Below are 23,689 nucleotides of genomic sequence, written 5' to 3'. Positions count from 1 at the left end.
GTGCTTCCGCGCCGTCGCAAGGGCCGACTGCCGGCACCAGCCGACGGTCGTGGCCGGGCGCAAACCCCAGGATCTTCCCGAATTCCAATGGATCAACACCGTGCTCGGCAACCTCAAAACCAGCCTGAGCGGGAGCTACCATGCATTTGCGTTCGCCAAGTACGCAGCCCGTTACCTCGCGGCATTCGCCTACCGCTTCAACCGACGCTTTGATCTGGCGACGTTGCCGGCGCGACTGCTGGTCGCCGCCGTGCACTGCCGGCCCGTGCCCGAGCGGGTTCTGCGACTGGCTGACTCTCGTTGCTAATCAGGAAAGGTTTTGTGATCTCTCCCGAGGATGCGGAAACAATCGGGTTAAGCGATGTTCCCGGCCTAGAAAACCATATTCGTCATTATCGAAACGGTCGCGATCTTACTCAATCGCCGCGCGGAGTCATGGTTATCGACTTATACGGCCTTGATCTGGATGAAGTCCGCTCCCGTTACCCCAAGGTATACCAGTGGATTTTAGAACGCGTAAAACCCGAGCGTGATAACAACAAACGTGAATCGCGTAGAAGGAACTGGTGGTTGTTCGGAGAAACCAATTCCAAACTCCGTCACCAATTGGCCGGACTCCCCCGTTACATCGCCACTGTCGAAACCACCAAACATCGGGTCTTCCAGTTCCTCGAAGCGGACATCCTTCCCGACAACAAATTACTTAGCATCGCCCTCGATTGGCCGAACGCTTTGGGGACCCTTTCCAGCCGAGTTCACACCTTATGGGCAATGAAATCGGGTAGTTGGCTTGGGGTGGGCAACGATTCGGTGTATGCCAAAACGCGTTGCTTCGAGACCTTCCCCTTCCCGGAACTCGACGACAACCAGACCACCACCATCGGCGACCTCGCCGAACGCATCGACGCCCACCGCAAGGCGCGACAGGCCGAACACCCGGACCTCACCCTCACCGGCATGTACAACGTGCTGGAAAAACTGCGCGCCGAAGAACCGCTGAGCGCCAAGGAACGCACCATCCACGAACAGGGCCTCGTCTCCCTGCTGCGCGAACTGCACGACAACCTCGACCGCGCCGTCTTCGACGCCTACGGCTGGAACGACCTCGCCGACCGCCTAGTCGGCCGCCCCGGCGCCACCACCCCGCTGCCGGACAAACCCGCCGACCAGACCGAAGCCGAAGAAGAACTCCTCACCCGCCTGGTCGCACTCAACGCGGAGCGCGCCGCCGAAGAAGCCCAGGGCCACATCCGCTGGCTGCGCCCCGACTACCAGGCCCCCGAAGCCACCCAGACCACCGCCACACTGGAAGCCAAACCCGAGGCCGCCGCCGAGACCCCGACCGAACCGGCCAAAAAGCCCACCTGGCCCAAATCCATGCCCGACCAGGTCGAAGCCGTCCGCCGCCTCCTCGCCATCGGCCCCCAAACCCCGGAAGCCCTGGCCAGCCACTTCAAGCGCAAACCAACGAAGTCCATCACCCAGGTCCTCGCCGCCCTCCAAATCCTCGGCCAGGCCACCACCGACAACGACCTCTGGCGCCTGACATGACGATCGCCCAGCAGCATCAGGGCTTCATTGGCCGTCACTGGACTCGAACCGCATCGACCTCCGCGCGAGATAACCCCGTGCTCCAATTCACCCCGAGCACGCATGTAACTGATTTCAGGTCCTTCGATTGCTTGCGTCGGCCGGCCCAACGGGGCGTCGGGGTCAGACCTTGCCTTTTGCCCCCGCATCAAGCGGGGCGTCGGGGTCAGACCTTGCCTTTTGCCCCCGCATCAAGCGGGGCGTCGGGGTCAGACCTTGCCTTTTGCCCCCGCATCAAGGGAGAGGCAAAATGCGGACGTCGGGGGTCAAACCTTGCGTTTTGCCGAGCAGCTGCCGTATCAGGCTGCCAGTTCCCTTAATACATCGGGATGGCGGTCGGCGATCTTCAACAGGGTTTTCGCGGAGCCCGAAGGGGTGCGCCGGCCCTGCTCCCAGTCCTGGAGCGTGCGGGGCGATACGCCAAGCAGCTGCGCGAAACAGGTCTGGGTCAGGCCGACTTTCATGCGGATACGCGCAATGTCAGGCGCATCGACGATCCATACGCGGCCTGATTGACCGGCCTTCATTTGCTGAACGGATTCCAGCAGCTCCCGGCCGATGTCCCGGTGGGCATCGCGTTCGCGAAGTTCCTGGTCAGTCTTCATCATATTCCAATGCCTCTCTCAGCTTGCTGAGCACATACGCCGGAATGTTGTCGTCGGCGCTCTTGGCGTAGATCAGCAGCAACCAGATTTGCCCTTTCGCCATCCGGTTGTAGTAGATCACTCGCACGCCGCCACGCTTGCCCATCCCGGGGCGCGACCAGCGTATTTTTCGCAGTCCGCCTGAACGCGGTACCACGTCGCCGGCGTCCGGATTGCATGCCAGGTACGCCGCGAATGCCTCGCGATCGGATTCGTTCCAGTAGTCCGATACGAGGCGGCTGAAGAATTCCGTTTCCACAACCGTAAGCATCACTCAATGGTACGGCAATGCCGTACCCTCTGCAAACTTCAGCTCCTGCAGCTCCGGGGTCACTGAGCTCCGGGGTCACACTGAGCTCCGGGGTCAAACCTTGCCTTTTGCCCACGGTTTACGTCGTCCTGGATGGCCTGGGCGGCATCCCAGAGGTCCACGGCGCATTGGGCATTCATCCAGTACTCCGGGGTAGTCCCGAACAGCCGTGCAAGCCGCAGTGCCATCTCCGGGCTGAGAACTCGACGCTCGCGCAGCAGTTCGTTGATGGACTGGCGCGATACGCCCGCCGCCTTCGCCAGTTCCGCGGTGCTCAGGCCGAAATCCGGGAGAAAGTCCTCGCGCAGCATTTCACCCGGATGGGTCGGCTGAGACCGAAGAAAGAGGACACCCATCTTCTTCCAGGCGCCCTCGCCCTTTGGGCCGGCCTGGGCTGTTGAACGCGCGCCGCGTTGTGGTAGCTGTCTCTACGAGCACTCCCATCCAAGGGCCACCAAGAAACTGTAATGGCGACACACCCAACGGCCTGGCGCTATCCGACCACAGGACGCATGGAGTCGGCTGTTGCGCCACCGCCGGTCCTGCGGCACCCTCGCGAGACTTCCGCGCCTGGCGGGCGCGTTCCCAACGGTATCCTCCGAGCGAAGGCCATGAGTGAAGCGACAATGACGGCGGTGGCCCGGCAGCGACTGCTGCTCCAGGGGCAACTGTCGACCGCACTGGCGCGGCTGGTGACCCCCTGTGCCGAGAGATGGGGCAATCGTGAGGCCCTGGAGCAGCGGCTTGCGGTGGCCCTGGGCGCGCTGCCGTCCTGCAAGTACCTCTATGTGCTCGATCATCGCGCTCACCAGGTGACCGCCAACGTATCCCCAGAAGGCCCCTTGCCAGACCAGGCCGGACGGGATCGCAGCACCCGGCCCTACGTGGCCGATGCCCTGGCCGGTGCCGAGTTCTCCATGTCGTCGGCCTATATCAGCCGCAATCGGCGCCGCCCTACCCTGACGGCCGTGCAACGGCTGACTCAAAGCGACGGCACATTGCTGGGATTCCTGGGGGCGGACTTCGACCTGCGGGAGCTGCCCCTGACCCGCGACCTCTATCAGCAGCCGGACCAATGGATGCAGCTGAAGGGGGATCCAGCGATCCGCGGGGGCCTGTTCAACCAGCATCGGGTGGACAGCCCGCTCGACACCCGTATCGACGAGGTACTGGACCTCCTGACCGAGCTGGTGGCCGCCCACGGCGTATTCCACGGCAAGCTGCATTTCTCCAGTTCCCGGGCCACCTTGTGGCTGCGCGACGACCCATTCCGCTACCGTTTGCTGGACTACGAGGACCTCACGGATCCCGGGATCTGTCTCGCCTATCCCCAGCGGACCTACCCCGAGGAGGCATTACTCTCCACGGAGCAGGTAGCAGCGGTGTTCCGTACCTTCCGTGAGCTGCGCTTCATGGACGACACGATCTACCTGCGCTCAGGCTCCCTCAATATCTTCAACGGCATGGTTGGCCTCAACTTCTCCTGTGACGGGTCCCACTACATGAGCGGGCAGGAGTTTCTCGCCAAACGCCTGGACTTCTGGCTGGGCTCCGGAGAAGAGCACGAACACCCGTAATCCCTCGGCGTCCGGGGGGTTACCTTAGGATTTACCCCGCAGCGCCCCGAGCGAAGGGCAACCTGGGCAAGGATCACAACGCGTCGTAATGGCCCCCGATCGCGAAGATATACATGCGAAAGTGGACACCCATCTTGTTCACATGGCGCCACAGCCCCTTTCTCTCGCAGGAGCCCAGCCCTCTGGGCGATGGGGCATTGGACATGCCCGCTCGGCGAGAGGGCTCGCCTCCTACAGTGGGTAAGCTCCAGCCTCGGTGACGCACAGGCGCAAGCGCTTTGGGGCGGTATCGCCGTTTCGCTGAGGGCTGGATTCCGGCGCAGATCGCTAATGGATCGAGGCAGTACCAAAAAACTCAACCATGCGTGGAAGGGTTGTCTATAGTTCACAAGACACATTCCAAGAGGACTTCGAATCACATGGCCGATGCTTCCGGCAGCACCCCGCAGGCGAAGTCCTCTCCAACTCCATCCGATAACACCACCAGCCGGGAGTTTGTCCGGGGCCTGCCACGGATGGTCGCCGACCTGGCCGACCGGTGGTACATGATCCGGCAGCGGGGCTGCCGCCATGTGGACCTGGGGGAGATCCGCGCGCTGACCCGGGTGATCGCCGGAGGGCTGGCCGGGACGGCGCTGAAGGAGGCGCTGAACACGGCGCGGCGCATTGACGAGCGCGTGGCCCAGCACCTGCAGAGCCCGCTGCCTCCCAGCTCCAACGAACAGGAGACCATTGGCGCTCTGATCCTGCGCCTGCAGGGGACGCTTCCGGATGATCTCGCCGCGTCGGAGGGGCACCCGGCGGCTCCGGAGGCCGACAGTGTGCCGACTCCGGTTCCCGACCGGCTGCGGGTCCAGTTACTCGGGCCCGCAGGCGCGCCGCGGGACGAACTGGCATTGCAACTGGTGGCCTGCGGCTTCCGCGTGGACGCCTTTGCCAACCTGCAAGAGGCGGCTCATGTCGAATCGACGGCAACGCCTCATGCACGCGTCGTCCTGTCAGCGCCACCGGGTCCGCCGACACCGGACGATGAGACCCACCTGCCCAACATCCTGGTTCTGCACGGAGCCCAAAGTGGAGAACAGCCGAAGACGCTGGACGACTGGGACGCGGTCCTGACCATGCCCACGATTCCCTCCGAAATGGCCGCGACACTGGAGGGCCTGGTGGACTCCAGCCCGTGGGACCCGCTGCGGATCATGCTCGTCACCACCGGGCAGTCGGTCTCCCCGACCCGCGCCCTGCAGGAGTCCCCGGCGCTCGACATCCAGCGTCTCTCGCCGGTGGACGACGTGCCTGGCCAAGCGCTGGAGAGCCTGCCCGAGGCCATTGTGATCGACGTGGACATCGCGGCCGACCAGGCCGCGGCCCTGTCCCGCTCCCTGGATCAGGATCCGTCGCTGTTCGACATCCCGCGTGTTCTGCTGACGCCACCAGAAGGCCCTGGAGCCGAGCCGAGCCCTCGGCTTGCGCACATACCGCCGGAGGCGGCGCCCGCGCGTGTCCGTGCAGAGGCGCGCCTCTGCCGCCGACGTCGTCGGGCCGGGCGCGCCCCCGGCACCCTGCGCTCCGGCGATCTGGCACCTCTGCTCGCCCACTGGCGCGCGGGGCTGGCGACTCAGCCCGGGATGGTCGCCCTCGCCTGTATCGAATGGGACGAGGCCTCGAGTCTGATCCGGGAACAGGGGGTAGCCGGTTTCTCGCTGCTTCAGCGGCGTCTGCTGGGACGAATCTCGTCGGGCCTGGCCGCGGGCGAGCGCGTCACCCGATTCAGCGAGAACGCAATCCTGGTGCTGCTCAACCGCGTCGACGCGGAAGCCCTGTCGGACTGGGGTGATGCCCTTTATGCGAAGGTCCCGGCGCCGCATGGTGCCCCGAGCCACGCGCCGTCCCCGGGTTTGAGCATCGGTATCACGGCACTGGCCGACCTTCCCGCGGCGGATGCGGTGGATCAGTCTTTGGCGCTTTGCGCGCAGGCCCGCCGAGAGGGCGGCAACCGTATCCAGCTGGATCCGGCGCTGGTCACACCGGAGTGCGGTGCCGCACAGCAGCAGCACTGGCGCCAGGTGATCACCCGGGCGATTCACGAGCAGCGCCTCTTTCTGGTGTATCAGCCCATCGCCAATATCGCCGGCTCTGATAACGCCGAGCGTTACGAGGTCCTGCTCCGGATTCGCGATCCGGAAGGGCATGTCCAGCTCCCCGGCCCGTTCGTGAACATGGCCGCGCATCTGGACCTCGATCGAGCGCTGGACCGCTGGGTACTGACCAACGCGGTGGACATCCTGGCGGCCCGACTGCGCACCCATCCCGATTCGGTGTTCTTCGTCAAACTCTCGCGGGGATCACTGCGCGATCCGGAACTGGTCGGCTGGCTGGGTCGCATCCTGGCAGATGCGGCCCTGCCGCCTCGGGCACTGGTGCTGCAACTGGCGGAGGAAGACATCGTGGCGGATCCGGAGCAGGCCGAACGGGTCACCGGGGCGTTGCGCGATATCCAGGTGGGAATGGCCGTGGAACACTTCGGTCTGGCCAGCGACCAACCGACCCAACTCCTGCGCAGCCTGCGACCGGACTACGTGAAGGTCGCCCGTCCTCTGACCCACGGGTTGCACGATGCCGCCGACAAGCTCGCACGCCTGGAGCCACTGCTGAACATTGCCCGCGCCAGCGGCGCCCGCACCATGGCGGCTTATGTCGAGGACGTGGATGGCCTCGCCCTGCTCTGGCAATCCCAGGTCGATCTGGTCCAGGGCAACTTCCTGCGCCAGCCCGATGAAGAGCTGCGCTACGACATCGAGTTCTAGCGCACGGTGCGGTGGTGCCTTCAGTCGCAGGAGGGCCCGGGGCCTACCTTCGGATTAAGCAGGCCGGAGCGGTACCCGAAGAGGTCACCCCATCCTGTTCACATACCGCCACAACCCCTTTTTCTTGTAGGAGCCCAGCCCCCTGGGCGATGGGGCGCTGGACATGCCCGATCGGCGAGAGGGCTCGCCTCCTTCAGTGGATAGAGCCCGGCCTCGCCAATGATCCGGCGTGCCGCATGCTGCACAAGCCCCCTTCTCCGGTAGGAGCCCAGCCCCCTGGGCGATGGGGCGCTGGACGTGCCCGATCGGCGAGAGGGCTCGCCTCCTGCAGTGGATAGAGCCCGGCCTCGGCGGCGAGCCGGCGTGCTTTCAGGCAGGGCTGGCGGGTCGGGTAATGGCAAGGACGGATGCACGCGTCCCGTGACTCGCGAGCGTGGTGAACTCGTCGATCACAAACCCCGCCCTCGCCACCTGCTCCCGAAACGCTTCTTCGTAGGTCACGCGGCCGAAGTCGATGGTCGTGATGCGTCTGAGCAGGGGTTTGAAGCGTTCCATCCAGCGGGAGGGGCGAGTCTGGAAGGTCTGGGTGAAAAAGACCTTCCCCTCCGGCTTCAGCAAGCCGCGGCAGTGGCGCAGCGCGCCGTCGGGGTCCGGCAGGAGCATGAAGCTGGCGGAGAAATAGATCGCGTCATACGGACCGCCCGCGTGGTCGTAGATCGATTCGAGGCGGGCCTCGGCACAATCGGCCAGGGGCGAGTCGCGCAGGGCTTGCCGGGCGTGCTTGATGTAGTCGGCATCGATGTCGATCCCCGTGATGACGAACCCCCTCGCGCACGCCGTCTCGGCATTGGCGAGCAGCGCGCCGGCGGTGCCGATGCCCACGTCCAGCAGGGCCGCCCCTTCCGGCAGCCGCCGCATGACCTCGGCATACCACTGCGAGGTCAGGCGCAGGATCAGCAGGTTGTAGATAGCGCTGCGCATAGGAAATTCGTCACTGGGATCGGCCGGTAGCGGGCCTACCATACCGGAGCCGGCGCACCGGCTCGAAGCCAGGGTTTCTTGCCAGTCTGGAATACTGTTTATATAAACAGTATATGGATGCCACTGCCCCCGAACCACCGGAGTACGCCGAGCTGACGGCCATCAGCAACTTCTCGTTCCTGCGCGGGGCGTCGCACCCGGAGGAGCTGGTGGAGCGGGCCCGGGCGCTCGGCTATCGCGCGCTGGCGCTGACCGATATCGCCTCGCTGGCCGGCGTGGTGCGCGCGCACGCGGCGGCAAAGGATTGCGGGTTGCACCTGATCCTGGGGGCCACCTTCCAGCTCGCGGACGGCCCCGCTCTGACCCTGCTGGTGCGCAATGCGGCGGGCTACGCCGCGCTGTGCCGCCTGATCACTCAGGCGCGCGGGGCAGCGGACAAGGGGCATTACCACCTGACCCGGGCGGACCTCGACGTCCTGCCCGCCGAGGCGCGGGCTGGCTGGCACGTCCTGCTGCGTATCGAACCCGAGCCCGCAGAACCGGCGCTCGCCGAAGCCGTCCGCTGGCTGGCCGGATGGGCCACGCCGGGTCAGGCCCATCTGGCGGTCAGCCAGTTGCGTACGCCGGAGGATGCCACGCTCGCAACCCGCGCACGACAGCTCGCCGAGGCGACGAGACTCCCGATCGTCGCCTGCGGCGACGTGCACATGCACAGCCGGGGCCGGCGTGCGTTGCAGGACGTGCTCACCGCTCTGCGCCAGCGCACCACGGTCGCCGAGGCGGCCCCGGCGCGCTTCCCCAACGGCGAGCGCTGCCTGCGCCCGCGCGACGACCTGGCCACGTTGTATCCCGCCCTCTGGCTCGCGGCCAGTGTGCGGATCGCGCGGGACTGCGACTTTTCGCTGGATGCGGTCACCTACCGCTACCCGACCGATCCCCTGCCCCGGGACACGAGCCCGGCCGCCTACCTGCGCGAGGAAACCCTGAAGGGGGCTCGCCAGCGCTGGCCCGACGGCATCCCGCCGAAGGTGACGGAGCAGATCGAGCGCGAGCTCGGGATCATCGCGCAGCTTGGCTACGAGCCCTACTTTCTGACGGTCTACGACATCGTGCGCTTTGCCCGCGGCCGCGGGATCCTGTGCCAGGGGCGCGGCTCGGCGGCGAATTCGGCGGTTTGCTACGCACTCGGCATCACCGAAGTGGACCCCTCGCGCTCCAGCATGCTGTTCGAGCGCTTCATCTCCGCCGAGCGCGGCGAGCCACCGGATATCGACGTCGACTTCGAGCACGAGCGCCGCGAGGAGGTCATCCAGTACATCTACCAGCGCTACGGCCGCGAGCGCGCGGCGCTGGCCTGTACCGTGATCCGCTACCGCCGCCGCAGCGCCCTGCGCGACGTCGGCCGCGCCCTGGGCATCTCGCGCGCACGACTGGATGCGCTGACCGCGAACCTCGCCTGGTGGGACGACGGCATCCCCGCCGAGCGGCTGCGCGAGGTCGGGCTGGACCCGGATGGCGCCCTGGCCCGGCAGTGGCAGGCCCTGACCGCCGAGCTGCTGGGCTTTCCCCGCCACCTGTCGCAGCACACCGGCGGCTTCGTGATCGCCGAGGGCCGGCTGGACGAGCTGGTGCCGATCGAGAACGCGGCAATGCCGGAGCGCTCGGTGATCCAGTGGGACAAGGACGACCTGGATGCCGTGGGCCTGTTGAAGATCGACGTGCTGGCACTGGGCATGCTCTCCTGCGTGCGCCGCGCGCTGGAGCTGATGGCGCGCCACCGGGGCCGCGACTGGGGCCTGGCCGACGTCCCCGCCGAGGACCCGGCGGTCTATCGCATGCTGCAGAAGGCCGACACCCTGGGCGTGTTCCAGATCGAGTCGCGCGCGCAGATGAGCATGCTGCCGCGCCTGAAGCCGGCGAACTTCTACGACCTGGTGATCGAGATCGCCATCGTGCGCCCCGGCCCGATCCAGGGCGAGATGGTGCACCCGTACCTGAAGCGCCGCGCCCACCCGGAGCGGGTGCGCTACCCGAACGCAGAGGTGAAGCGCGTGCTCGGGCGCACCCTGGGCGTGCCGATCTTCCAGGAACAGGTAATCGAGCTGGCGATGGTCGCGGCCGGCTTCTCCGCCGGCGAGGCGGACGGGCTGCGCCGCGCGATCGGCGCCTGGCGCCGCACCGGCCAGCTCGCGCGCTACCGCGAACGCTTGATGGACGGGATGCGGCAACGCGGCTATCCGGAGAAATTCGCCGAGCAGCTGTACAAGCAGATCCTCGGCTTTGGCGAATACGGCTTTCCCGAGTCCCACTCGGCCAGCTTTGCGCTGATCACCTATGTCTCGTCCTGGCTCAAGTGCCATGAACCGGCGATCTTCGCCAGCGCCCTGCTGAACAGCCAGCCGATGGGCTTCTACGCCCCGGCGCAGATCGTCGCCGATGCGCGCCGCCACGGCGTGGAGGTACGCCCGGTGGACGTGCGCTGCAGTGACTGGGACTGCACGGTGGAGCCGGTGGCCGGGAGCGCCACGCTGGCCCTGCGCCTGGGCCTGAACCGGGTCGGCGGGCTCGCGCAGGCCGTGGCCGAGCGTGTCGTCGCCGCGCGCGCCGAACGCCCGTTCGCGGACGTACCGGATCTGGTCGCCCGCGCTGCACTCACCCGCGCCCAGGCCAATCGCCTCGCCCGCGCCGACGCCCTGAAGGGGCTGGCCGGCAACCGCCACCAGGCGCGCTGGGCGACCGAGGCGGTGGAGGAACCCCTGCCCCTGTTCGCCGACGCCCCGGCCGAGACGGTGCGCGAGGCCGACGTAACCCCGCTGCTGCCGCGCCCGGATGCGGTGGACGACCTGGTGCAGGACTATGCCACCCAGGGCCTGAGCCTGGGCCCGCACCCGCTGGCGCTGATGCGCCCGTTCCTGGAGCAAAGACGTTTACCCACCGCCGCCCGGCTACTGGAACGCCCCGGGCACCCCGGCGCCCGCTATGCCGGCCTCGTGATCACCCGCCAGCGGCCCGGCTCGGCCCATGGCACGGTATTCCTGACACTGGAGGACGAAAGCGGCACGCTGAACCTGATCGTCTGGCCGGACCGGGTAGAACGCTTTCGCGCCGAGGTCCTGCACGGCCGCCTGCTGGAGGCCCACGGCGAGTGGCAGTACAGCGAGGGGGTCGGCCACTTGATCGTGCAGCGCCTGATCGACCGCAGCGACTGGCTGGGCGAGCTGACCACCCGCTCCCGCGACTTCGGCTAGCTCGAGGGATCGCCTCTCGGGCGGTATTCAGACGCGCCCGTAGAGGTCCTCCAGCCGCACGATGTCGTCCTCGCCCAGATAGCTGCCGGACTGGATCTCGATCAGCTCCAGCGGGATCGCGCCCGGGTTTTCCAGCGAGTGGATCTGCCCGATCGGCACATAGGTGGACTGGTTCTCCGTTACCAGATAGGTCTCTTCGCCGTTGCGCACTCGCGCGGTGCCGCTGACGACCACCCAGTGCTCCGCGCGATGGTGATGCATCTGCAGCGAGAGCTTCGCCCCGGGTTTCACGGTAATGCGCTTGACCTGATAGCGCCGCCCGACGTCGACGCACTCGTAGCAGCCCCAGGGGCGATACACCGCCGGGTGGTCCACATGCTCGCTGCGGTTGTCCGATTTCAGCCGCTCGACGATGCGCTTGACGTCCTGCACGCGATCACGGTCCGCCACCAGTACCGCATCACGCGTGGCGACCACCGCGAGGTTGCGCAAGCCGATCCCCGCGACCAGCAGGCCATCGGCATCGACCACACAGCCCTCGCTGTCCTCCAGCAGGCAATCGCCGCGCAGGGTATTGCCCTGCTCGTCGGTGCCGCGTACCCCGGCCAGCGCGGACCAGGAGCCAATGTCACTCCAGCCCGCAGCCAGGGGCGTAACCGCCGCGCGGTCGGTGCGCTCCATTACGGCATAGTCCACCGAGATGTTCGGGGCCCGGGCAAACGACTCCGGGTCCACGCGCAGGAAATCGAGGTCCTCGCGCGCGCCCTCCAGCGCGGACTGACAGGCCGTCACGATCTCGGGCTCGAAGCGCTCCAGCTCCTGCAGATACTGCGAGGCGCGGAACACGAACATGCCGCTGTTCCAGAGATAGCCCCCCTGGCTCAGGTACTCGCTTGCGGTGGCGGCATCGGGCTTTTCGACAAAACGCGCGACCCGCGCACCGGCCTCGCCCAGCGACTCGCCCTGCTGGATATAGCCGTAGCCCGTTTCGGCCGTGAGCGGCACGATCCCGAAGGTGACCAGATAGCCGGCCTCCGCCAGCGCCACGGTGCGGCCCACGGCAGCCTGGAAGGCATCGCCATCGCCGATGTGGTGATCGGCGGCCAGGACCAGCAGCAAAGGGTCACGCCCCTCTGCCCGGGCCTGCAGTGCCGCCAGGGCAATTGCCGGGGCCGTGTTGCGCCCCTCCGGCTCCAGCAGGATGCGCGCCTGCTCGACACCAATCGCCCGCAGTTGTTCGGCGGCCAGAAAGCGATGCTCGACGTTGGCCAGCACCAGCGGTGGCGCCGTGTGCAGGCCCTCCAGTCGGGTGACGGTCTGCTGCAGCAGTGTCTGGTCGCCGGTCAGGGGCAGGAACTGCTTGGGGTAGTGGCTGCGCGACACCGGCCACAGCCGCGTGCCGGTCCCGCCCGCCAGGATCACCGGCTGCAGTTGGTTCTGGATATCGGCAGGCGCCATCGTTGTTATCCCCGTATCAGGCGGGAAAGCTCTTCCACGCGGCGCTCCAGCAGGGCTGGATCGGCACGGGTTTCGACGTTCAGCCGCAGCAGCGGCTCGGTATTGGAGCTGCGCAGGTTAAAGCGCCAGTCCGAGAATTCGAGGCTGACCCCATCGGTCCGATCCTCCACCCCGCCCTGCCCGGCAAAGGCCTTCAGGACGCGGTCGGTGGCCGTTGCAACATCCGCGACCTCGAAGTTCAGCTCGCCGCTGCAGGGGTAGCGGGCCATGCGCTCCGCCACCATGTCGCCCAGCGCCTGGCCGCGCCGCCCCATCAGTTCGGCCACCCGCAGCCAGGGCAGCATCCCGCTGTCGCAGTAGTAGAAGTCCCGGAAGTAGTGGTGGGCACTCATCTCGCCGCCGTAGATGGCATCCTCATGACGCAGCCGCTCCTTCATGAACGCATGCCCGGTTTTCGACTGTATCGGCTCGCCACCCGCGGCTCGCACCATCTCGATGGTGTTCCAGGTCAGGCGTGGATCGTGGACGATCCGCTCGCCGGGTTGTCCGGCTTCCAGACAGGCCTGCGCCAGAAGCCCCACGATGTAGTAACCCTCGATGAAATTCCCCGCCGCATCGAAGAAGAAGCAGCGGTCGAAATCGCCATCCCAGGCCACCCCCAGATCCGCCCCATGCCGGCGCACGGCATCCGCCGTCGCCGCGCGGTTCTGCGGCAACAGCGGATTGGGGATGCCATTGGGAAAATGTCCGTCCGGCTCGAAATTCACGCGGATCAGCTCGAACGGCAGATGCGGTTCCAGTGCCTCCAGCACCGGGCCGGCACCACCATTGCCCGGGTTCACGACTACGCGCAGCTTCGGCAGGGCCTCGCGGTCGACCGATGCGAGCAGTCTGGCGATATAGTCTGGCCGGTGATCGAGTGGATGCACCTGGCCCTGCGGCATGGGGTGGAAGTCGCCGCGCTCCGCGCATGCCCGGATCGCCTGCAGCCCGGAGTCGCCACTGATCGGACGTGCCTCGCTGCGCACGAGCTTGAGTCCGTTGTAATCCAGCGGATTGTGGCTGGCGGTGACCATCACCCCGCCGCCGGCCCCGTAGTGCGCAGTCGCAAAGTAGACCTCTTCGGTCCCGCACAGGCCGATGTCGGCCACATCGCTGCCGCCAGCGGTCAGTCCTTCGGTCAGGGCCTGGGCCAGTGCCGGGCTGGACAGGCGGATATCGTGCCCCACTACCGTGCGGCCAGGACGGACCTCTTCGGCAAAGGCGCGTCCGATGGCGTATACCACCTCGGGGTTGAGTTGATCCGGCACGCGGCCGCGTACGTCATACGCCTTGAAACAATCGATCTTCATGCAGTTCCCTTCCGGCCCCCTCCGACTCCCGGCCCCGCCGGCAGCGCGCAATCCTTTCTCCTCATGATACATAGCAGAGCCGCGGCATGATGCGACGGGCGTTACAACGAGCCGAGTGCCGTTACTTGACGATCAAGCGTCATACCCCCGACCATGGTGGGTTTATCAAACGAGGAGAAGCCGATGAGTGAGCCGCAAGTGAAGACCGAGGAGAAGAAGCAGCATTTCGACGATATCTACGTCGCCGAGACCCCGGTGCCGTTCAAGGAGCGCATCATCGACGCGCTCGATTACATCTCCGACGACTTCAACCGGCAAACCTTCGACCGGCTGATTCTCCCCTGGGCGCAGCAGCAGGCGGAAGCAGGCAAGACCCTGAACTACGTCGACCTGTGCTGCTGCTTTGGCAACACCACCATGGCGGCCGTGCACGGTATGGATGTCGAGGCAATCCGCGCCAACTGGGCCGATGAGCAGGCCTGCAAGATGGTCGCCGCCCCGCGCCGCCTGCCCATCAGGACCACCGGGATCGACATCTCCGGCAACGCCCTGGCCTACGGCAAGAGCGCGGGTCTGTTCGACCAGACCTTCGAGGCCGACTTGAACCAGGCCGACGCCGAGACGCGCAACGCGATCGAGCAGTCGATGGAAGAGGCGGACATCGTCATCTCCACCGCGTCGCTGGTTTATCTGGACCCGCCGGCCATCGAAAGCCTGGTGGACGCCTTCGCACGCGGCAAGGGCGAAGGCTACATGCTGGTGAATTTTCTCAACCCCTTCGCACTAGAAAAAGCGGACGCCACCAAGCGTTTGTTGCTGAATCGTCTGGACTTTGTCGGCAGTACCGCGACCCGTCACCGTCGTCTTTCCCCGCTGGAGCAGGAAAATTACCCCGGCGAAGACTGGGCCCTGCTGGAAATCTGGGTGCTGCGTCGCCGCGGATAAGCCGTTTCCGGCGCGTCCGCGCACGCATGAAAAAGGCCGGCGTCTGCCGGCCTTTTTTGTGTCTGAAGAATCGGCTGCCCTACAGGGCCACGACCCGATCACGCCCTGCCTGCTTCGCCTGGTACATGGCCTCGTCCGCGCGCCGCGCGAGGAGCTTCGCGCTGTCGCCGGAGGCGAGTTCGGCGACCCCGAAGCTCGCCGTCACACACGGCACCCCGGGCACGCTCATGGTGGAGACGGCCTGGCGCAGTTTCTCGGCCAGGGCCGTCGCCCCGACCAGTCGCGTCTCAGGCACCACGATGATGAACTCCTCGCCACCCCAGCGACCCAGGGTGTCCGCGTCGCGCAGCTCCGCGCTCACCGTTTGCGCCAGCGCCTTGAGGACCTCGTCACCCGCCTCGTGCCCGTACTGATCATTTACCGCCTTGAAGTGATCCAGATCGAACATGATCAGACTCAGCGGACGACCATAGCGCTGGCTGCGCTCGATCTCCGCCTCCAGCGTGTTCCCGAGGCTTAGCCGATTCGCGACGCCGGTCAGCCAGTCGGTATGCGCCACCCGGCGAATCTCGTCTTCCATGCGCACCCGGTCGGTCACATCCTTGCCCAGGGCGACGTAATGCGAGATTTTGCCATGGTCATCGAGCACCGGGGTGATGGTCTGCTCCAGGTGGATCAGGGAACCATCGCGGCGCCGATTCAGGAATTCGCCCCGGAAGCTCTCGCCGCGCTCCAGTGCCCGCCACATCCCTTGATAGAACGCGTCATCCTGGCGGCCCGACTTGAAGCGCCGGGGATTCTCGCCCAGCACCTCGCTGCGCGAGTAGCCCATCAGCTCCTCGAACGCGGCATTGACGTAGGTGATCGTGCCTTCAGGATCGGTAATCAGCACCGGGTCCCCGGACACTTCAACCGCCGTCGACAACAGCCTTAGCTGCTCATCGCGTGCCCGTTCGTCCGTCACGTCCTGTTGCAGGGACACATAGTGGGTGACCCGCTCGGGCGCCTCCTCGGCATACACGGGGGAGATATACGAGCGCACCACGTACGTGCTGCCATCCTTGCGATAGTTGATGACCTCGCCATCGAAGGTCTCGCCTGCACTGAGTGCAGCGCGCAGGCGGTCGAGGATTACCCGTGATGTCCGCGGGCCCTGCAGCAGGCGCGGGGTCTCGCCCAGCACCTCGTCCGCCGCGTATCCCGTCATCTGCTCGAATCCAGCATTCACGTAGACAATGCGCGGCCCGTCGTCGAGGTCCGCGTCCGTGATCAGGACGGAGTGGCGCGACTGGTCGATGGCTGCATCCAGCAGCCGGAGTTTCTCGAACCCCTCGATGTACGCGACAGTGGCCACGGGACTCCTTTGAAGTGGATTAGCCTGGGACCGGTACTACCGGTCCGAGTGTCCCGCGGCGTGGAGGTTCATTCCATATCCGCCATTTCGAGAATCGATCCCACGATATCGCTGGTGGTGACGATTCCTTCCAGGGTATTGCCCCGCAGCACGACCAGGCGCCGGATGCCCTGATTGACCATCAGCCGGGCCACGTACTTCACATCCATCTCGGCCGGTACGGTGATCACCGGCTTCGCACAGACATCATAGACATTGGAGAGGTCGATATCGCCCTCCTCCGCGACGATGGTCTTCAGGATTGTCGTGTAGGTGATGATGCCGTAGGCGTCGTGCTCGTGCTGCTTGTCCACCACCAGGGACTTGACGTTGTGCCGCCGCATCAACTGCATCGCCTCGCGCAAGGGCGCGAGCGGCGACACGGTAATCACATTGGACTTCAGGATGTCGCTTACCAGCATGCTCGAGTCCTCCTCAGATTTCTTCCTTAACGTGTTCCTGGAACTGCTCGATCTGCTTGCGTCCGATCCCGGCCAAGTGGGCAATATCCACGGTGAATGCAACGCCGCGCGGGTCGCCCTCGAGTTCCAGGTCCTGGCTGACGGCCTTGAGCACGTTCAGCGCGACCTTCTTCTCCAGCACCCACATCAATACGGACTGGCTGCCCTCATAGGTCATCCCCAGAAACGTCTTGCGCGCCTCCGCTCCGATGCCGCGGGCATCCATGATGGTCACACCACCGGCACCCGCGACCTTCGCAGTTTCGATGGCGCGCTGTTCCAGATCGTCCGGAAGCACGGCGATCAGTGCCGAAAATCTCATGGCGAATCCTCCTGTTGCGCGCGGCCCCTGCCGGTCCAGCGCTCGTAGATATCCACCACGATGGCGTAGACCATCACGGTGACGATGGGGAAGATCGAGGCAAAGGCAATCAGGCCGAAGCCGTCGATCAGGACATTGCGGTCTTCCAGGTGGGTGGCCAGGCCGATGCCGAGGGCCGTCACCAGGGGCACGGTCACCTCGGAGGTTGTGACCCCACCCAGGTCGAAGGCCAGCGCCACGATCTGCTTGGGCGCGAGAACCGTCAGCACGATCACCAGCAGGTAACCACCCATGATGTAGTGATGGATCGAATCCCCGGCCAGGATGCGGTGGACACCGATGGTGATGCCGATGGCCACGCCCAGCGCGACCAGGATGCGGATTACATTGCCGCGCAATGAACCGCGCGCGGCTTCCTCGGCCTTCTGGCCAATCGCGATCAATGCCGGCTCCGCCATCGTGGTCGCGAAGCCGATGGAGAACGCGAACAGATAGACCCACAGGAACAGTTCGTTCGTGATCAGCTGCTCGGCCATGCTCTCGCCGATCGGGAACAGGCCCAGCTTGAGCCCCACCACGAAGGCGTACAGGCCCAGCACCACCAGCACGAACCCGAAAATGACCCGGGGCAGATACGGGATGCGCTTGCGCAGCACGAAGTACTGGAACACCACGATCACCGCGATGATCGGTGCCACATCGCGCAGCATCAGCAAGAGGTCCATGCCCATCGCGGACAGCCAGTGTTCCTCGCCCGCGCCCGGCAGATCCGTGTCCGCATCCATGGCCGCGGTCTCGCCATTGCCCGGGGCATCGACCTCCGCCCCGGCAAACACGATGATCCCGTACAGCTGCACCGTGATCATCGGCACCATCACCGCCAGTGCCACCAGGCCAAAGCCATCGCGCAGCGGGTTTCGCCCGCTGATCGAGGCCGCCAGGCCCAGGCCCAGCGCCGCCACCAGCGGCACGGTGACGATATTGGTGGTCACCCCGCCCGAGTCGTAGGCCAGCCCGACGATCTCTTCGGGGGCAAAAAAGGTGACCAGCACCACCAGCACGTAGCCCGTCAGAATGTACCAGTGCAGCGGGTGTCCCATGACGGTGCGCAGGATGCCCAGCGCCACCACGGCACCCACCGACAGCGCGACGATCAGGCGCAGAACGAGGCCCTTGATGCGCCCCTCGCTGATCAGCTCCGCCTGCTCGGCCACCGCGATCAGGGCCGGTTCCGCGATCACCGTGGCGAAGCCGAGGGTGAAGCCGAACGCCATCAGCAACAGCAACGAGCCGCGCCGGGCCAGGGCATTCGAAAGGTTCTTCCCGATGGGGAAGATCCCCATCTCCAGGCCCTGCAGGAACAGCGCCACGCCAAAGACCACGATGGTCAGCCCGACCACCATGGACAACAGCCCATCCGGCACCGTGCGCAGCACCAGCGCCTGGAACACCGCGACCACGATCACGATGGGCGCCAGATTGCGCGCCGCATGGCCCAGCGTGTGGAGAAAGTTCATGCGCTCCCTTGCCGAGGCATGGCCCCGGAATCAATTCCCCGCGCGGCGGTCGCAGGCAGTATGGAATCCCTGCAGATACCCTATCGCGCCGTGGTCATCGGTGCCACGGGCGGGCTCGGCGCCGCGTTCGTCGAACACCTCGAAAACGACCCGAACTGCGAACGGGTAGTGGGACTTGGCCGCCACAGCGAGCCGCCGGTGGATCTCCTCGACGAGGCCAGCATCGAACACGCCGCTGGCTGGCTGCGCGCACAGGCTCCGGATTGGGAGCTAATCCTGGACGCCACCGGCATCCTGACCCTCAACGGCCACGGGCCGGAGAAGCGCTTGCGCGACCTGGACCCGGCGATTATGGCTCGCTCGTTTGCCATCAACGCCATCGGCCCGGCCCTGCTGTTCAAACACCTCGCGCCTTTGTTGCCGCGTCAGCGCAAGGCATCCTCGCCACGCTGTCGGCCCGAGTCGGCTCCATCGAGGACAATCAGTTGGGCGGATGGGTGAGCTACCGCGCCTCCAAGGCCGCGCTCAACCAGGTCGTCCGCACGACGGCGCTGGAGCTGCGGTTCAGCCATCGCCAGGCCACGGTGATCGCCCTGCAGCCCGGGACCTGTGCAACCCGCCTGTCGGAGCCCTATCGGGCCCGTGCCCCCGAGGTGCTCGCGCCGGAATACGCAACCGGCGAACTCCTGAAGGTGCTGGATCGTCTGGACGCGTCGAACTCCGGGGAATTCTACGACTTCGAGGGTCAGCAGCTGCCGTTCTAGAAACCGATGCCGCGCATGATCTGCATCAACAAGCGCTAATGCGAGGCGGGCAATAGTACCTCCGAACATTCACATTGTCGGAGGAACCGAACATGCGCCGTACCCTGACCTTTCGTGCCCTTGCCCTGGCCGGCCTGCTGGCCCCGGCGGCCCTGATCCCGGCCCATGCGACCGCCTCCAGCGCGGATGTCTCCGCCGGCGACTGGCTGCTGCGCGGCGGCCTGATCTACATCTCGCCCAAGTCCGACAACGGCGAACTGACCCCGGCCGATCTGAGCGTGGACGTCGGTTCCAGCACACGCCCGACCGGCACCGTGACCTACATGTTCACCGACAACCTGGGCCTGGAATTGCTGGTCGGGATCCCGTTCAAGCACGACATCGCACTGGAAGGTCTGGGCAACGTCGGCTACACCCGCCACCTGCCGCCGACCCTGAGCCTGCAGTACCACTTCAACACCGGATCGGCGTTCCGCCCGTACCTGGGGGCCGGCGTGAACTACACCCACTTCTTTGACACGACCACTCGCGGTGCACTATCCGACAGCCGCCTGCGCCTCGACGATTCCTGGGGTGTCGCCCTCCAGGCCGGCATCGACATCGCGCTGGACGACAACTGGTTCCTGAACACCGAGGTGCGCTGGATCGACATCGAGAGCACGGCCCGCCTGAACGGCCAGCGTATCGGCACGGTCGAGGTCGACCCGTGGACCTTCGGGATGAACGTCGGCTACCGCTTCTGAACCGACCTAGCCGAGCCCTGCCACGAGGCCGAGGACCCGCTGCATGCGGTCCTCGGCCTCGTTCTTTTGCAGGCCCCGCTCGGCGGGGACACCCCAGACCGGGCCCGGCCAGGCCGGATCGCCCGGCTGACGCGCGACATGGTGCAGGTGCAGCTGCCCGACAATATTGCCCAGCTTGGCCACATTCAGGGTCTGCGGCTCGAAGGCCGCCTGCATCGCCCTCGCCAGCGCCGTGGACTCGCGCGCCAGAACAGCCGCATCGTCGGAATCAAGCTCATGCAGCTCGCGCAGGCCTGCACGACGCGGGACCAGGATGAACCACGGGATTGCCGCGTGATCCATCAGCAGCAGCGTCGACAGGGGCCAGTCCGCGACGAACCAGGTGTCCGCGCGCAGGAGCGCATCCAGCGCGAACGCCTCCTTCATTGCAGTTCCTTCCAGATCCCCGGCGTGGCCCAGTGTCCGGTGCTGCGCTGGTCCCCTTCCAGCAGGACATAGCTGTAGTGCGCCCGGTGGCGCAGCTCGCCCGCCAGTGCGCGGCGTTGCTGCGCATCGGGACCCGCAATCACGACTACATCCTCGCCGGGCACGGCCCAGGCGGCGGCGTCCGGGGACTCGGGCAGATCGCTGTCGATCGACGCCGGCGATTCCGGCCAGTCGCGGGCGCGGAGCCAGTCGCGCACCGATTTGGGTTCGCCCAGTACGATGCGGGTCCCTTCCACGTTCTGGCTCTGTTCGGCTGCGCGCCCCAGCCAGGGCGCGACCTCGACCGGCCGCGCCGAACCCAGCGCGATCACCTGCGTGTCCGGGTCCAGTGCGGCGCGGCGCAGGATCGCCGGGGATTCGTCTTCGGCCAGATGGCGAAACAGCCGCCAGTCCGGGTCCGCGGCGACGCGCAACGGCTTGGCATCCAGCTCCACCACGAACGACTTTTCGCTCTCGGCCAGTGCCAGCCAGAACGTCTCCGACCCCTGTTCGCTCTCGACCACAAGCGGTACCCGCAGATCCCAGGGTTTGTCATCGCCGGACTGACGCAACGTGCCCGACAGCGTCCACCCGTTCTCGTCCTGGTCGACGGCGAGATCGGCCAGCTCGAGCCCCGGCGCGCCGCGCCGCTCGATCCACTGGCGGAAGAACGGCTCCAGATCCTCGTCGGTAGCGGAATCGAAGGCCGCGATCAGCGCATTCCAGTCTGCCTCGCGTCCTTTCCAGTCGCTGTAGAGCGTGCGAGCACCCTCCAGAAACGCCTCGCGCCCGATCCAGTCCTCCAGCATCCGCCAGATCATCGCACCACGGTGATAGCCGGCGATGCGCAGCGCGCCCTGGTTGCCACCCTGGTATTCGCCATGCGCGCGATCTTCGTCCGCCGGGAGCGCTGCGTAGTCGCGCAGCCACTGCCCCCGCTCCTCGCGGCCCTCGCCTGCCTCCCGCTTGAACTGGTAATCCGCCATGTAGGTGGTCAGGCCTTCCGACCAGTTCCCGCCCGAACGGTCGACGTAGACCCCCGTACCCCACCACATGTGCAGGACCTCGTGCCCCAGCGAGGTATGCGGGATGAACGGGAGCGGGATCACCTGTTCGCCCAAGAGCGTAAAACCGGAAAACGCCAGCCCCACCGGCTGCGGCGAGGCCGCCACCGTCAGGCTGCTGTAAGGATACGGCCCGATCTCGGATTCGAAGCGCTCGATGTACTCGGCGGTCTTCTCGCGGTAGGTCTCGCCAAAGGCCTCGTGCAGCGACTGCGGGAACAGGGTGCGCACCTGCCACCCATCGCCCTCGATCACGCCCAACTCCCAAATGCCGGAGGCGAGCGCCAAATGGCGCGCAGCGGGGTGTTCGTAAAGGGCTTGATAGCGCTCGCCCACGCGCGTGTCATCGATCAGCGAGCCGGAGACCACGGCCTTCTGGCCACCGTCCACCGTCAGTTGAATCCGCATGGGAACGGGCTCGTCCTCCAGCGCGGGATACCAGCCGGCTCCAGCCGGCAGGAACCCGGCCTCCTCGCCCAGGAATCCCGATCCCGGCCGCGCCTGGTCAGGCTGCGACAACCGCGCGCCATACTCGACGACCAGGAGGCCGGTACCCCGCTTCGTCAGGGCATCGCCCAGCTCCAGCCACCCCGACTCGGTCAACTCGTATTCGATGGAATCGCCATCCAGCGTTACGGCGTCGATCCCCATGGCGGGATCAAGGCGCAATCGGCTCGGCGGGCTCCGGTCCAGGAGCTCCAGGTCCAGCACCAGACGCCCGTCGAAGCTCGATTCGCCCGGGTGCAGGTGCACGTTCAGGCCGATCGGGAAGTCGGAATCGAGTTCGGCGTAGTCGTTACCGGCCGCCGAAGCGACCACGAAGCCCAGCGACGCCAGAAGGCCAATCGAGATCCACCATGCCGCGCGCATATTGCCCCCTCGTTTACTCGGCGTACGGGAATCGGGCTACGCGCTCTTCCGGCTGGCCGTTGCGCTCGATCTCCAGCGGCAGCCACGTCCCCGGGGTCACGCGCTGCACGATCCGTTGCAGATCCGACGGACGCTCCACTGGCTGGTCGCCGGCGCGAAGGACTCGGTCGCCCCCTTCCAGCCCGGCCGCCTCACCCACGGAGCCGGACTGGACACCCTGGATAATTACGCCGCTGTCCTCGTCGCCGCGTAGCTGCACTCCGAGGACGGGCGAGGTGCGGTCGAAGCGATCGCCATCGGCAATCCCGAACACCGCACGCGCCAGGTCCGGATCGGCCGCCGAGCAGTCCTCACGGTATTCGCGGGGCAGCAGGACCGGGGCCTGCTCAAAGCCCAGATCCGCCAGCTGATGCGGTACGCCATGGCCATACTGCAGGTGGCCGGAACCGATAATCCCGACCACCAGCGGCGGCTCGTCGGAAGCCTCCAGGATCTCGGCGATGCCGGCGGCCATCATGCGGTCCCAGGCCAACTGTGAGCCGATGAACCGATCGGAGTCGCGCTCCATGCCCGCCGGATGGCGCTCCATCACCCCCAACAGATACTCACGGTATGCCTCCGGCGGATCAGCTGGCTGACTGACCCCGTAACGCTCATCCTCCGGTACCGCCTCCCAGCCCTCTTGCCCAAGGCGCTGTACCAACGTGCGTTCGGCGTTCAGCGCCACCAGCGGCACATCATGGACGCGGGCGAAATGCAGAATCGGCCAGTACAGCTCCGGGTCGAATCCCCAGTGGGTGTACCAGTCGCTGTCGCGCAGGAACGCCTCCGCATCCAGCTCGCCGGTCACCCACTGATCCAGCACCGGCTGCACCGAGCGCGGCAGCATCTCGAGCCCGATCACCATATCCGGGCGCTGCCCGTGCAGGGCCGCCAGCGTGCCCAGCTGCCAGCGGTGATGGTCCATACGATCGTGGCGCTCGCCCAGGAGTACCGCATCCGCCTGCGCCAGTTCGGTAAACAGCTCCGTCCGGTCCAGCTCCTCGCCCGCGGGGGTCGCCCACTGGCCCGGGGCCGGACAGGCCGCGCCCGCCACGCCAGACAACATCGGCCCGACCAGCAGGGCGGCGATTATTACGCCAGGACCCCGCCATCGGATTGCTCTGCTTTGCATGCCA

At 66.3% G+C, this 23,689-nt stretch carries 19 protein-coding genes and 2 pseudogenes; 8 read left to right on the top strand and 13 right to left on the bottom strand.

The features are described 5' to 3' along the window. The coding region (locus tag F813_RS13725; protein WP_196793830.1) for a transposase at positions 1-307 on the top strand (307 nt) is incomplete at its 5' end. A gap of 8 nt (positions 308-315) precedes the next feature. Continuing rightward, a pseudogene (locus F813_RS13720) lies at positions 316-1,551 on the top strand (type IIL restriction-modification enzyme MmeI); the annotation flags it as partial. 338 nt (positions 1,552-1,889) lie between these two features. Here the strand turns inward: F813_RS13720 and F813_RS0112590 are convergent. From F813_RS0112590 to F813_RS0112580, 3 genes are read right to left on the bottom strand one after another with little or no spacing between them, the layout of a single operon-like run. Further along, complete coding sequence (locus F813_RS0112590; RefSeq protein WP_017926835.1) at positions 1,890-2,195, bottom strand: DNA-binding transcriptional regulator; 306 nt, start codon at positions 2,193-2,195, stop codon at positions 1,890-1,892. Further along, positions 2,185-2,505: a hypothetical protein gene (locus F813_RS0112585; protein ID WP_017926834.1), complete on the bottom strand. Its 321-nt coding sequence runs from the start codon at positions 2,503-2,505 to the stop codon at positions 2,185-2,187. The genes F813_RS0112590 and F813_RS0112585 overlap by 11 nt, the downstream gene beginning before the upstream one ends. A gap of 59 nt (positions 2,506-2,564) precedes the next feature. Then, positions 2,565-2,900 (bottom strand): HigA family addiction module antitoxin, encoded by a 336-nt coding sequence (locus tag F813_RS0112580; protein WP_017926833.1) that lies wholly within the window; start codon positions 2,898-2,900, stop codon positions 2,565-2,567. Positions 2,901-3,170: 270 nt separating this feature from the next. Between F813_RS0112580 and F813_RS0112575 the strand changes: the two genes are divergently transcribed. Both F813_RS0112575 and F813_RS0112570 read left to right on the top strand, forming a co-directional pair. Then, positions 3,171-4,121 carry a PDC sensor domain-containing protein gene (locus F813_RS0112575; protein ID WP_017926832.1) on the top strand — a complete coding sequence of 317 codons (951 nt, stop codon included), beginning with the start codon at positions 3,171-3,173 and terminating at the stop codon, positions 4,119-4,121. Positions 4,122-4,636: 515 nt separating this feature from the next. Next, the gene (locus F813_RS0112570; RefSeq protein ID WP_017926830.1) at positions 4,637-6,928 is read left to right on the top strand and encodes an EAL domain-containing protein; all 2,292 of its coding nucleotides are present in this window, start codon (positions 4,637-4,639) and stop codon (positions 6,926-6,928) included. A 369-nt stretch (positions 6,929-7,297) separates the two neighbouring features. Here F813_RS0112570 and F813_RS0112565 read toward each other — a convergent pair whose 3' ends face one another. After that, complete coding sequence (locus F813_RS0112565) at positions 7,298-7,909, bottom strand: bifunctional 2-polyprenyl-6-hydroxyphenol methylase/3-demethylubiquinol 3-O-methyltransferase UbiG (protein ID WP_017926829.1); 612 nt, start codon at positions 7,907-7,909, stop codon at positions 7,298-7,300. Positions 7,910-8,022: 113 nt separating this feature from the next. Here F813_RS0112565 and F813_RS0112560 point away from each other — a divergent pair, with 113 nt between their 5' ends. Further along, the gene (locus tag F813_RS0112560; RefSeq protein WP_017926828.1) at positions 8,023-11,157 is read left to right on the top strand and encodes an error-prone DNA polymerase; all 3,135 of its coding nucleotides are present in this window, start codon (positions 8,023-8,025) and stop codon (positions 11,155-11,157) included. A gap of 27 nt (positions 11,158-11,184) precedes the next feature. On the opposite strand, the gene F813_RS0112555 is transcribed toward F813_RS0112560, so the two are convergent. Beyond that, positions 11,185-12,615, bottom strand: a complete 1,431-nt coding sequence (locus F813_RS0112555; RefSeq protein ID WP_017926827.1) for a mannose-1-phosphate guanylyltransferase/mannose-6-phosphate isomerase — start codon at positions 12,613-12,615, stop codon at positions 11,185-11,187. 5 nt (positions 12,616-12,620) lie between these two features. Then, positions 12,621-13,967 carry a phosphomannomutase/phosphoglucomutase gene (locus tag F813_RS0112550; RefSeq protein ID WP_017926826.1) on the bottom strand — a complete coding sequence of 449 codons (1,347 nt, stop codon included), beginning with the start codon at positions 13,965-13,967 and terminating at the stop codon, positions 12,621-12,623. A 183-nt stretch (positions 13,968-14,150) separates the two neighbouring features. On the opposite strand from F813_RS0112550, the gene F813_RS0112545 reads away from it, so the two are divergent. Beyond that, positions 14,151-14,912 (top strand): class I SAM-dependent methyltransferase, encoded by a 762-nt coding sequence (locus tag F813_RS0112545; protein WP_012982498.1) that lies wholly within the window; start codon positions 14,151-14,153, stop codon positions 14,910-14,912. Between the two features lie 79 nt (positions 14,913-14,991). Here the strand turns inward: F813_RS0112545 and F813_RS0112540 are convergent, their stop codons facing one another. The 4 genes from F813_RS0112540 to F813_RS0112525 form a co-directional block, all read right to left on the bottom strand. Beyond that, positions 14,992-16,266, bottom strand: coding sequence for a diguanylate cyclase (locus F813_RS0112540; RefSeq protein ID WP_017926825.1), 1,275 nt, complete (start codon positions 16,264-16,266; stop codon positions 14,992-14,994). 68 nt (positions 16,267-16,334) lie between these two features. After that, positions 16,335-16,727 (bottom strand): CBS domain-containing protein, encoded by a 393-nt coding sequence (locus tag F813_RS0112535; RefSeq protein WP_012982496.1) that lies wholly within the window; start codon positions 16,725-16,727, stop codon positions 16,335-16,337. Between the two features lie 13 nt (positions 16,728-16,740). Continuing rightward, positions 16,741-17,088, bottom strand: a complete 348-nt coding sequence (locus F813_RS0112530) for a hypothetical protein (protein ID WP_012982495.1) — start codon at positions 17,086-17,088, stop codon at positions 16,741-16,743. Continuing rightward, entirely contained in the window at positions 17,085-18,605 is a 1,521-nt protein-coding gene (locus F813_RS0112525; protein WP_017926824.1) for a DUF1538 domain-containing protein, read from the bottom strand. The genes F813_RS0112530 and F813_RS0112525 overlap by 4 nt, the downstream gene beginning before the upstream one ends. 60 nt (positions 18,606-18,665) lie before the next feature. On the opposite strand from F813_RS0112525, the pseudogene F813_RS13715 reads away from it, so the two are divergent. Together F813_RS13715 and F813_RS0112515 are read left to right on the top strand one after the other, a co-directional pair. After that, a pseudogene (locus F813_RS13715) lies at positions 18,666-19,369 on the top strand (SDR family NAD(P)-dependent oxidoreductase). Positions 19,370-19,461: 92 nt separating this feature from the next. Continuing rightward, positions 19,462-20,112, top strand: a complete 651-nt coding sequence (locus F813_RS0112515; RefSeq protein ID WP_012982492.1) for an OmpW family protein — start codon at positions 19,462-19,464, stop codon at positions 20,110-20,112. A 6-nt stretch (positions 20,113-20,118) separates the two neighbouring features. Here F813_RS0112515 and F813_RS0112510 read toward each other — a convergent pair whose 3' ends face one another. Genes F813_RS0112510 through F813_RS0112500 form a run of 3 tightly spaced genes read right to left on the bottom strand, consistent with a single transcriptional unit; the run spans position 20,119 to position 23,685 of the window. After that, positions 20,119-20,538, bottom strand: coding sequence for an HIT domain-containing protein (locus tag F813_RS0112510; RefSeq protein WP_017926822.1), 420 nt, complete (start codon positions 20,536-20,538; stop codon positions 20,119-20,121). Continuing rightward, positions 20,535-22,511, bottom strand: coding sequence for a M1 family metallopeptidase (locus F813_RS0112505; RefSeq protein ID WP_017926821.1), 1,977 nt, complete (start codon positions 22,509-22,511; stop codon positions 20,535-20,537). The genes F813_RS0112510 and F813_RS0112505 overlap by 4 nt, the downstream gene beginning before the upstream one ends. 13 nt (positions 22,512-22,524) lie before the next feature. Then, positions 22,525-23,685, bottom strand: a complete 1,161-nt coding sequence (locus F813_RS0112500; RefSeq protein ID WP_051048364.1) for a ChaN family lipoprotein — start codon at positions 23,683-23,685, stop codon at positions 22,525-22,527. Positions 23,686-23,689 lie beyond the last annotated feature (4 nt).

The sequence above is a fragment of the Thioalkalivibrio sp. HL-Eb18 genome (assembly GCF_000364985.1).
Classification (GTDB): Bacteria; Pseudomonadota; Gammaproteobacteria; order Ectothiorhodospirales; family Ectothiorhodospiraceae; genus Thioalkalivibrio.
The sequence above is the reverse complement of the archived record's forward strand: the minus strand, read 5'-3'. Positions and strand labels throughout refer to the sequence as shown.